This is a genomic window from Bacillus sp. 220_BSPC, assembly GCF_001054655.1.
In the GTDB taxonomy this organism is placed as follows: domain Bacteria; phylum Bacillota; class Bacilli; order Bacillales; family DSM-1321; genus Peribacillus; species Peribacillus frigoritolerans.
Genome location: NZ_JVPL01000173.1, coordinates 1 through 10,809 on the forward strand (window position 1 = coordinate 1; position 10,809 = coordinate 10,809).

The following is a 10,809-nucleotide window of genomic DNA, read 5'->3' on the forward strand; positions in this document are numbered from 1 at the left end:
ATCTTAGCCTCATTCTGAAATCATATGCTTGTACATATATTAGCCATAAACACATGATAAAAGGTGATGTATATTTTTCAGAAAATCACGGCTATTATTATAGGAAGTCTATTATTGAGTATCGGAATAAACGGCTTTTTAGTTCCCCATCATTTATTAGATGGAGGGATTACAGGCATTGCCCTCATCATTCATTATTACTTTGAATTTCCAACAGGTTTAGCGATGTTCCTTTTAAGCATCCCTCTGTGTATATTCGCCTGGATCCATGAACGAACATTCTTTTATAATAGCTTTCTCGGTTTAATTGTTGCGTCTATGTTCATTGATTGGTTAGCCCCTCTAAGAAACCAATTTTCCCTTTCTATTTTTCCAAGTATGTTAATAGGAGGAGGATTAATTGGAATCGGAGTAGGAATCATGCTTCGATATGAAGCAAGTACCGGAGGAACCGACTTGTTAGCTCAATTTATATCGAAAGCTATGTCCGTAAATATAGGGGTCGTTATTTTCATGATAGATGGTCTAATTGTAACGTCGGCGTTTAAAATGTTAGAGTTAAAAGCTTTCCTTTTTTCTGGCTTAACTATTTGTATGATTGGATTGATTACATCTTTAATGGATAGCCCATCGAATAGGTAAGGAATGGAACCATGTAGACCTAGAGATTGAATGATTTCATTGCATTACACCTTCGACCGGTTGATTTTCCTATTTTAATAAATAACTAATTTCATAAAACGCTTGATAACTTGGCTTGAAGGTATGATTTTCTTCAATTTTATACAAACTGTCCAACATGCTAAGTATGTTTTCATGGTTTTGTGGCAGTATGATTAGATAGCATAAAAAAGAGGTTGGAAAATGTTCACTTTTATTGGGAAATTAATTCTTCTTTTTGGTCTAGTTATAGTGGCCATGCGCTGTATGGGAAAGACTGTACTGGCTCAGTTGACCCCGCCTGATCTTGCGGCCATTGTGTTTGTTGTAACATTGTCCGTCAGTCCTATCAAAGCCAACGGAATTGGACAGACCATTGCAGGAATAATTACCATTGTCTTCATGTATCTGTTGTTTTCTAAATTAAGTCTTTTTCGAAGGTTAAATCGACTGTTAATTGGCCATCCAAGCATTTTGATCAAACATGGGAAAATCAAAAAAGACTTACGGAAAACGCGCTTTTCTCTCGTTGAGCTATTGTCAACCATTCGAGCTGCAGGATATCCGAACATACGGGATATCGATTATGTGATTCTGGAACCGAATGGAGAGCTTAGTATATTGCCCAACCAATCTGTTGTTAATTTAACGCCTAGACACTTAAATATTGAAACGGACTATCAAGGACTACCGATTGCCATGGTCGTCGAAGGGAAAATCCAACATAAAAATTTAAAGTTAATCCAAAAGGATGAAAAATGGCTTCAGGAAGAATTTCTAACCCAAGGATTTCACGAAATCAATAACATCTTTTATGCGGCCGTAACGGATAAAGATCATTCTTTAATCGTTGACACCGGTACCGATAATTAAAACGCGTAATATATATACATCCTATTTTCTACAGGAAGAGAAAAAATTGGTCAAATAAAACAAACTTTTTTGGGGATATTCCCGGTTATAAAAAGACTGAACTAGGTAAAGATATAAATTCAATCATTATAAAGGGGGAGATTCTAATGGCTCAACAACAAATTGACGTAAACCAATTAAATCAAGCTAAAGCAAATGTGACCCTTACAGAAAGTTTACTAACTCAAGCAATTGAGAAATCATCTTCAGACCCAACTTTAGCTCAAGAAGCAATCAAACAAGCTTTTAATGAGATTGCGCAAGCTCAAACAGCAGTAAGCCAAGTGCAAAGTGCATTTTCAGCCCAAAAATCTGAATAAAACACTTAATTTACCCCGAAAACCCCCTGTCCTTTTGGATAGGGGGTTTTCGTTTTTCTAACTTTCCATACAAAACATGAGTATGGTTAATTAAAAACAATCGACCATAGCACCAATTAGGCCATTATAAAGATCTTATATCGCTTCTCCAAATGTTGCAGTCTCCTTTTTTTAATATTGGGGCCACATATAAAAACTGTTCTGATTATTCGAGAGAATTTAAAAATAGTTAGTCTTTATTGACTCTTAATTTTTCTTCTAAAAATTTCTTAAATTCCTCTTTAGTTATATTTGATTTCATTGCTTTTTTTACTAATTCAATCCATTCTTCAGGAAGATCTTGATATCTGTTTTCTTTTGTTGTCATGTTTATCCTCCTTTTTGAGGGGATGCTTTTTTCCCAGTTATCCGTTTTATCTAATAATTCATCAATGTCAAATGTATCGAGATGGAATGGAATTGACTCTTCGCCAATTTCTTCAGTAGCTAAAAGCAATTGGTCAATATCTATTATAGCCAAGACAATTCGCCTCCACTTTTGTTATCTTTACCCTCAAAACATTACGTTTAATAGTTAGTTCTTTTGAGGGTATCTTATAATTTGGGAACTGTTGATGTCAGAGTATTAGAATAATTAGGTGAATGACTAGTCCCAGGATAGTCATCGATCAAAGTCTAAAATTGTGGTTTATAAAGGTGATCACTAAAGGGGAGGTTTTGACGGAGATGCTGGAAATAGAAAAACAAAAAACAATACCGGAAGATTTGTTGGAATTTTCTCATCACATTTTTTTGCATTGGAAAAGTATGAAACGAAGCCCCCTAATCTTGCGGAGCTTTTGAATAATAAATTGGGTTCGGTGGCATATTTTTTGATACACCTAAACTGTTCGTCCCAAGGGACCCGGTTAGTATTTTTAGAGAAAACCAATCATTAACTCTCTGTAGTAGGGACATATTTTCTGTTATCCGGGAATATATAGATACAGTGTCCTTTATGGAATCCATCATCCTCCTGCAGTTAATTCTGTATGGGGCCTATTTTTTTGTGTATAGTGAGTAACACATTTTTCACTATGGGCATAGGATATAGTCCACTCATAGTTTTTTATTTTCACGAAGCCCCCCAATGATATTGCCTAATCTTGCGGGGATTTTCGTGTGTTCTGACAACTGTTTGAATAGTAAATCCAGTTCGGTGGCATAGTAATGTTAAGCTTTTTTTCCCGGGAACTCCAAAGCCCTGTATCAAGCCTTAGAGAAGCCTAATATGTGGTATATTTTATGTTTAATATTGCTTGATTTTATTCTTTAATTTGCACCATACAACGTACAAAAGGATCATGGATTTATCAGAGCGATAAACATGATCCCTTTTTAATGTTATGTTAATACACAGTAGACACAAACTGTGCAGATAGGAGTCCATGAAATAACGAATTATTCTTTTTTAGTTACAAAATTAATAAAGAGAACGAATAGTACTATCCATACGACAATCACTACGATCACGAAGTACCCTGTATTGATGAAATTTTTATAAACCCATGTATCATACATTAATATCACCTCGAGTTCCCCTTAAAGGGAAAAGTAACGAAAGATATAAATAGATGCAGTAATAAAGTGAAATATAAGTATGTAAAGTGAAATTATTTTAACTAAAAACAGGTTTAGCACCTCTCATAATATCAATAAACAGCTGATAAAATTGAAAAATTTTCATTAAACATAAGACTTCTAATAAATTGCAGAATTTTTATTATTCCTATTTTAATTTGTTATTATTCAGACAATGAAAAAATTCAAGTCACAGTCCGAATACACTGTGCTTGTGAAACTATCCTTCCCCGATGGTTCCATACATAAGAAAAGGCTGCTTTAAAGACAGCTCTGATCTTCAGCTAACTCACCCGTTTTGTAAAAGCATGTCACGATTCAGTGCCGTCACCCTTCTTCATGTTAGAAGTCTTCATTCCACGTGATTTAGGAGGCAGTGGCCTTTGATTATCGCCTTCCCTTTTCAAATTATTATTGGAGCTTAAAAATTTGGGTCTGTCTTTATACGCCCACATTGGTCTCCTGAAGAATGTATCGCCTAGTCCTTCCGGGTTAAGTGGAGCTAGTGGTGACATATAAGGAACTCCGAATGAACGTAGGCTACATAAATGAACTACGACGACAAACAAAGCTAAAATCAAACCATAAAAACCCATTGTACCTGCGCAAATGATAAATACGAACCGCAGCAAGCGAGCAGAAATTGCGATGGAATAGGCAGGGGTCGCAAAACTTGCAATGGCCGTGATCGATACGATGATGACCGCTGCCGGTGATACAAGTCCAGCCTGAACTACCGCCTGCCCAATCACCAGAGCACCAACAATGGACATAGTCGCCCCAATGGCTTTGGGCATCCGTAGGCTTGCTTCTCGTAAGATTTCAAATGTTATTTCCATAATGAATACTTCGATAACTGCCGGAAAAGGAACGGGATCCCGTTGCGCTGCAAGAATGATGAGCAGATCTGTTGGAACCATTTCCTGATGATAGGTTGTAGCTGCTACAAAGGCAGCCGGGGCAATTAGCGAAATAAAAAAATAGAAATACGTAAAAAACGTATAGATGAGGCTATATCAAAGCGAGCATAGTAGTCCTCGACAGATTGAAAGAACTGAATAAATAACGCAGGCACCAACAAGACAAAAGGCGTTCCGTTAACAAATATGGCTACCCTTCCTTCAAGGAGACCTCCAGCGACCTTATCAGGTCTTTCTGTATGATCAAGGGTAGGGAATGGGGTCATGACCTGATCTTCTATCAATTGTTCAATATATCCTGATTCAAGAATACTATCGATATTTATTCCTTTTAAGCGCTCTTTGACCTCTTCGACTATTCCTTTTTTTGCAATCCCATTTATATACATAATGGAAACATCCGTATTTGTCACAGTGCCTATTTTCATCGACTCTATCCATAAATCCGGACTGTTAATGATGCGGCGTACCAGGGCTATGTTTGTTGCATTCGATTCCGTAAATCCTTCTCTTGACCCGCGGACCACCGAATTTGTGCTTGGTTCCTGAACGGAACGCCTTTCTCCCCCTTTTGTACTGGCAACCAGGGCTATGTTTATGCCATCAATAAAAATGATGCTATCACCTGATAATAATGACAAAAATAATTTTTCCCAGTCCATGACGGTTTCTACACCGCCGAGTGAAACCACATCTTTAGAGATCACTTCCAGCGCTTCATGTGGAAGTACCTTTTCTTTTAGATGAGGATTTTTCATGATGGACTCAATTAAAAAGTCTGTAACGCTTGGATTATCAACCAGACCCTGCACATACAAAATAGTTGTTTTAATTTGAGGATTTTGACTGATTTTCAACGTTCGGATAATGATATCCGGGCTGCTTCCTGTTTTTTGCTTCACGATATCCAGATTGGTTGTTATAGAGCTGTCAATATTTTGGGTTATTTTACTTATTGATTGATCTTTTTCGTCTGTCTTTTGCTTCTTGCTTTTTTGTCCTTTTTGTTTAAAAAAAGAAACCATAATACCGATCCTCTTTCATTCCTATTTCTTTTTATTCTGTCCAAAAAAAACTTTTTTATGGATAACACCATTCGCAACTTTACTATTAGATCTAATATTTAGGTAATCCTTATGGAACTAACCTGCCCCGTTAGTGCCATAAGAAAAAGGTTACCTCAGCAACCTTCCTTATTGAAGTAAAGCAATTTTAGTTGAAGTATTTTGTGAATATTATTTCAGATACAAATTATATTTCGTTTATTTGTTCCCATTCACTTAAATACATACGTTGCTTAATTTTTTTCGGGTTTTCTAGTTTACAAATTAATTCTAAACTGTTTCCGTCTAGGTCATTAAAATGAATTTTAGCATGTGCATATTCTTCGTGAGGCATTACAAAAGGCTCAATAGGATCAAACCCAAAGGCCTCTCTTGGCTTATAACCTTTATTTTCAAGCCAAACAACAGAGTTTTTTAAATCGTCTAATGTTACTTGAAAAGCAATATGTCTTATTGATGGATGATACTCAACTTCTACTTTATCTGTTTCCCATAACCCCAACCAACTTTTATCTTTTTCAATCCATAGAAAAGCCAATCTGTCATCAACCTTGTGATCAAATTGCAAACCAAGTCCTTCATAAAATACAATTGAACGATTTAAATTACTTACTGGTAAATGTGCTTCGTATAAACCTTTTATCATTGATATAGCTCCTTATATTATAAGTCTCTTTTACTTTCTTTTTCTTTATGCAAATATCCTGCCCCGATAGTTGCATAAAGAAAAAGCTGCCTAAAAGACAGCTCTGATCTTAAGCTAACGCACCCATTAGAGAAATAAGTCCTTTTTACCTTCTAACGAATAATGAATATTCTATCGGATTTTCGAATCCTAATCTTTCAGCCAGCTTTATCGATGCAAAATTGTTAACATCACAATCCCAGTTGGGTTTCAAATTTCTTTCAATACAATGTTCAATGAATATTTCTGCAACATTTTGAGCTAAGCCCATTTTTCTATACTTATTTTGAGTTGCAATATCAATTTCAGCAAATTGTGATGAACTAAATATAGCTGTACACTCACTTACAACGGTATCATTATGTAGCAAACAATAACCAAAACCATTCTCAAGAAATTTTGATACTGAACCCCAATATTCATTATAATAAGATTCATTAAATTCCAGACTTTCAGTAATTATTTTTTCATCTATTCTCTTTACTATAAAATCTTTAGGAACTTTTACTTTATTTATTGTTGAATATGTATCCTTATTAAAATGAAAAGAATATCTATGCATTTGTCTTAAGTCTTTTCCAAACAACTTATTTATAACTTGATTCCATTCTTTGGATGGAGAAAACAAAGTGAATCGCTTTTTATCATTTTTTCTGCTTCTATAAATTTCTAAAAATACGCTGTCAAGACCATTGTTCATTTCGTCTCCACCAACAACAAAAATACCTGAATCAGTTCCAATTAAAACTGTTTTCTTCAATTCATCCATATAAACCTGTCCAGGAATATAATTATCTAATACAGAGTAAGCAAATGTTGGATAAGTTTCTTTATCCTTTTTTTTCAGTAAATTTATGGCCTTTTTAAATTCATTATTCACACACTGGTTCCCCCTTTTTTTGATTATTCCTCATACTTGTTGTACAAGTAACAGTACCGATGCGTTTATATATTGTTATAAATTTTGCCGTAGTTGATTTTAACCTTATCTTTTAGTTCCTGACATTCTTTTTCTAATTCTTTTACTCTCTTGCGTAGACTAGCAATTATCACGTCTTTAGATTCTTCTGATACATTTCTTTTGACTTGTTTAATGCTCAATATACCTTCCTGTTGGCTACGAAGATATTCAATCCTTTCTTTAAGATTTGGGCTTTTATAAAGGTAGGTTTTAGAAACCCCAGCGTGTGTTGATACTGAATTGAAATTTATTTTTTGTTGAGTTTTGATCATTTGTTTTATGGACTGTTCGACTTTTTTTAGTGTTTTTTCCTTTTTTTCTTTCGCATTATTTATAAGTCCAGATACATCAGGCTTTTGATTGCCCATTGTTGTTTAAACCTCATTTCTTTCTTTTTTCATATACTCCCTACGATCCTTGCTTAAACCGTAAATACCATCGCCCGCCTCAAGCGAAGATGCAATTTCCTTATAACGTTTTAACTTCGGCTGTATCAATTCAATGGATCTGAGCCTATTCGATTTTTGGTAAAGCTCAATATCAGATTCAATTTTTGAAATTTGCTCTTTGTAGTAACTCAAGAATGTATGGTCCGCATGGAAACTCCTACAATTATTTTTTATGCAGGGTGGTTCCAACGTTTGTTCCAAAAAGTCACAGGTTAGTTTTGGACTCTTAATACAAAAACCATGATCCAACCTAATAGAGTCCATGTTATGTCGTATCCACTCAAGTTCTAAGCCATTTTCTTTTGCCTGACCTTCTAAATCTGCTTCAATAATGTTGCCATTAGGAGAGAGCATCACAGCCCCTTTAGATCGCGCTTTCTCCCACTCGTCCCTTAATGTATTATCATGAAATTGTGCATAAATTAATGTCATTTCCGGGCTTGCATGAGCCATCAACTTTTGTAAGTGTAGGATGTTCATCCCGTTATTAATCATGTTCACTCCATATCTATGTCTAAAGGCATGATTTTTTATATGAAAGATTTCTCCTGAACTGTCCCTAATCTGACAACGATGGGTAAGTTTGTTCAAGTTATCGTTAAACACTTTTGCCGAAATCGGAAGACTTTTTCTCCTCCCGTCTATATTTGGAAAAAGGAGGTCTCTTTGATTTGAATCTGATGATTCAGTATCCATTAATTTGACCTGAGCATGTATTACATCTGCTATATCATCAGTGATGGGGATTTTATGATTAGTATAGTTCACTTTTCTTTGATCTCCGACTAACCACCAGCCGTCACTTTTCTTTTCTAGACAGTCTTTCTTCAATAAAAGGGTGTCGGATATACGGAACCCAGATGCTTCAAGTACTAACAGAATTGGGACATAATGAGCATTTAATTCAGAAAGGTTTTCAAGAATCTGTTCCCAGACATCGTCAGGTATATACTTGATATCTTCGGCTTTCAACCGTTCTTTCTTTGGAAAATCTTCCGGGAAAATCAAGTGATTTATCGGCTTCTTGGGTGCAAAATCCCATTCCAGCCTTTGGATATAAGATACGTAGGCTTGCACTTCGTACAAATATACTCTAATTCTGTTTTTCATTTGTTCTTCGATGGTATTTTTGCTGTTTCCTTTGAGTGGTAATGTCCGTAAATGCCCCATAAAAGACAAGATGTCATTACGTGACAATAAACTCAAGTCATCCCATTCAGGATATCTTACAGCGATAAATTTAAAAAATGCTGATAGGGGAGGGAGTATACTTCTTGACCGAGCGAAACTTAAGTTTTGCTGTATGACCATTCGTTGCTCCAGGTATTTTTTAACCCATTTTCGAAACGGTGTGACAACCGTTTCGAAAGAAATAGTGTACTCACCTCTAGTCTGGTTAAAATCAATGGGTAATTTGCGGACATCCCATCGGTCTTTTTCAATTTCAGTTCTATTATCATAATAATCTGAAAAAAACTCGTATATTTGATTATAGAGATTGATATATATTGAAGCTTTTATGTATTCTTTATTACCAATTGCGTTTTTTCCGTGAGTAACTATGGGCAAATTTCGCGAAGCTAAAAATGTGCGGTATTCTAAAAGAAATTTATCCTTGTTGATATCGATAATCGAAATTGAATTGGGGTATTTTAGAGATATAAACTTAGCCAATGCTTTAACGGCAGGATAATATCCGTCCCAAAGAGATGTATGGCGATAGGTTTTATTTTGTAGTCTTACTGAAAAATAAAACTTTACTTCGTTCCGAATGTTAGGATTGCTGATTTTTGCAAAATTCATATTTCTCGCCTTAAATTTCATCTGGCCTGAATACTTGATAGGACATTGTTCTATATTCCATACATCTTCGGCCCAATAACCAGTTAGATTTTCTATCATGTAACTGACTTGTTTAGCTAATCGAAAAGTATCTATATGCATAAAATCCTTCTCTCACTGTTATTCTTTCTTGGTGTTTCTGTTCTTTATTGCTTGAGTGTAACTTTCGCGAAGTTGATCTTCATTTATATGTACATATGTATTAATGGTGGTCTGGACCTGTGCATGACCTAATAGCTTTTGTATGACGGAAATTTCTACACCTTTCGCATGTAGTTCCGATGCAAAAGTATGTCTTAACATATGAGGGGTAAAATCTATTCCCGTCTTTTTCCTGATTCTTTTAATCATCGATTCTATGGTGTTCCGGCTTAGTGGGTATCCTTTGTTAGGACCTTGTAATTTTATGAATACATGGTTAGAGTCTACTTCATTTGCATGGTAATCAATTAGGTAGTCTTGGAATAGATTCATCGTTTCTTCGCTTACAAAAACGATTCTATTTTCACCAGCAGCCGTCTTTGACTTTTTAACTCTAATAGTGTTTTTTATAATATTAAAATCTTCGATTTCAAGCCCAATCGCTTCCCCTATACGTAAGCCACCCTCATATAATATTCGTATTAATAATTCATCTCTTACGTTAGTACAATTGTCATTTATAGTTTGTACTTGTCCTTGTGTTAATGTCTTTATCTGCCTTTTTGTTTCTTTAATCTTTAATATATTTTTGTCTATTAATCTATTTTTTGATATATGATGCAAAAATGGTTTGTAGTTTCTATTGCGTGAGGAAATCTTTTTTGTGCTAGCTTCCTTTAATCCATTCTCATACATGTTCAGCCGGTCTAAAAAATCATAGAAGGACATTACACAGGTTAATATAGTGTTGATTGTTCTCTCAGAACGAACCGAGTTAATTGGCCTTATCGTAGTGATTTTTTCTGACTTATGAGAAGTTCTTAGCCAACCTATGAATTTAGCTACATCTTCAATGGAAATGGACTCGTAGGATAATTCATTTTCCACTAAATACTCAAAATATAGTTTCAAGTGATAACAATAAGATCGTAAAGTATTAACTGATCTTCCTATGTTATCCATATACTTCAAGTATTTAATTACTGGAATGACTGGCTCTCCTCCACCGTCAACTAATATGTAACGGTTCCCTTCACCCTCAATTTTATTAATTGTTATTTCATGTACTTTCATATGCATCACCAATCCACATAGTATCAATTATGATAATCATTGTCTACTTTGGTAACTATATCCACTGGATATATATAATGATTAAACACCGTAGAAATTCCCCTATATACACTTATTTATGATTACTATTAATACGGTGTATTTTTGTGGTATAAATAAAA

At 34.9% G+C, this 10,809-nt stretch carries 10 protein-coding genes and 1 pseudogene; 3 read left to right on the forward strand and 8 right to left on the reverse strand.

Annotation, left to right across the window (positions count from 1 at the left end):
* Window positions 1-66 precede the first annotated feature (66 nt).
* The 3 genes from ADA55_RS11645 (at window position 67) to ADA55_RS11655 (ending at window position 1,892) form a co-directional block, all read left to right on the forward strand.
* Entirely contained in the window at window positions 67-642 is a 576-nt protein-coding gene (locus ADA55_RS11645; protein ID WP_082162846.1) for a YitT family protein, read from the forward strand.
* A gap of 222 nt (window positions 643-864) precedes the next feature.
* Window positions 865-1,533 carry a DUF421 domain-containing protein gene (locus ADA55_RS11650; protein WP_048683837.1) on the forward strand — a complete coding sequence of 223 codons (669 nt, stop codon included), beginning with the start codon at window positions 865-867 and terminating at the stop codon, window positions 1,531-1,533.
* Between the two features lie 146 nt (window positions 1,534-1,679).
* Complete coding sequence (locus tag ADA55_RS11655; protein WP_048683839.1) at window positions 1,680-1,892, forward strand: hypothetical protein; 213 nt, start codon at window positions 1,680-1,682, stop codon at window positions 1,890-1,892.
* Window positions 1,893-2,121: 229 nt separating this feature from the next.
* Here the strand turns inward: ADA55_RS11655 and ADA55_RS30475 are convergent, their stop codons facing one another.
* The 8 genes and pseudogenes from ADA55_RS30475 to ADA55_RS11690 all read right to left on the reverse strand — a co-directional run bounded on the left by ADA55_RS30475 (window position 2,122) and on the right by ADA55_RS11690 (window position 10,648).
* Window positions 2,122-2,412: an anti-repressor SinI family protein gene (locus ADA55_RS30475; protein WP_048683842.1), complete on the reverse strand. Its 291-nt coding sequence runs from the start codon at window positions 2,410-2,412 to the stop codon at window positions 2,122-2,124.
* Between the two features lie 920 nt (window positions 2,413-3,332).
* The gene (locus tag ADA55_RS30990) at window positions 3,333-3,461 is read right to left on the reverse strand and encodes a hypothetical protein (protein WP_264371002.1); all 129 of its coding nucleotides are present in this window, start codon (window positions 3,459-3,461) and stop codon (window positions 3,333-3,335) included.
* A 362-nt stretch (window positions 3,462-3,823) separates the two neighbouring features.
* Window positions 3,824-5,457, reverse strand: a pseudogene (locus tag ADA55_RS11665) (spore germination protein).
* Between the two features lie 226 nt (window positions 5,458-5,683).
* Window positions 5,684-6,142, reverse strand: coding sequence for a VOC family protein (locus tag ADA55_RS11670; protein WP_048683846.1), 459 nt, complete (start codon window positions 6,140-6,142; stop codon window positions 5,684-5,686).
* Between the two features lie 145 nt (window positions 6,143-6,287).
* The gene (locus ADA55_RS11675; RefSeq protein ID WP_065421144.1) at window positions 6,288-7,061 is read right to left on the reverse strand and encodes a GNAT family N-acetyltransferase; all 774 of its coding nucleotides are present in this window, start codon (window positions 7,059-7,061) and stop codon (window positions 6,288-6,290) included.
* 65 nt (window positions 7,062-7,126) lie between these two features.
* Window positions 7,127-7,510, reverse strand: a complete 384-nt coding sequence (locus tag ADA55_RS11680; RefSeq protein WP_048683850.1) for a DUF6262 family protein — start codon at window positions 7,508-7,510, stop codon at window positions 7,127-7,129.
* A 6-nt stretch (window positions 7,511-7,516) separates the two neighbouring features.
* Window positions 7,517-9,535, reverse strand: a complete 2,019-nt coding sequence (locus ADA55_RS11685) for a tyrosine-type recombinase/integrase (protein WP_048683853.1) — start codon at window positions 9,533-9,535, stop codon at window positions 7,517-7,519.
* An 18-nt stretch (window positions 9,536-9,553) separates the two neighbouring features.
* Complete coding sequence (locus ADA55_RS11690; protein ID WP_048683863.1) at window positions 9,554-10,648, reverse strand: tyrosine-type recombinase/integrase; 1,095 nt, start codon at window positions 10,646-10,648, stop codon at window positions 9,554-9,556.
* Window positions 10,649-10,809 lie beyond the last annotated feature (161 nt).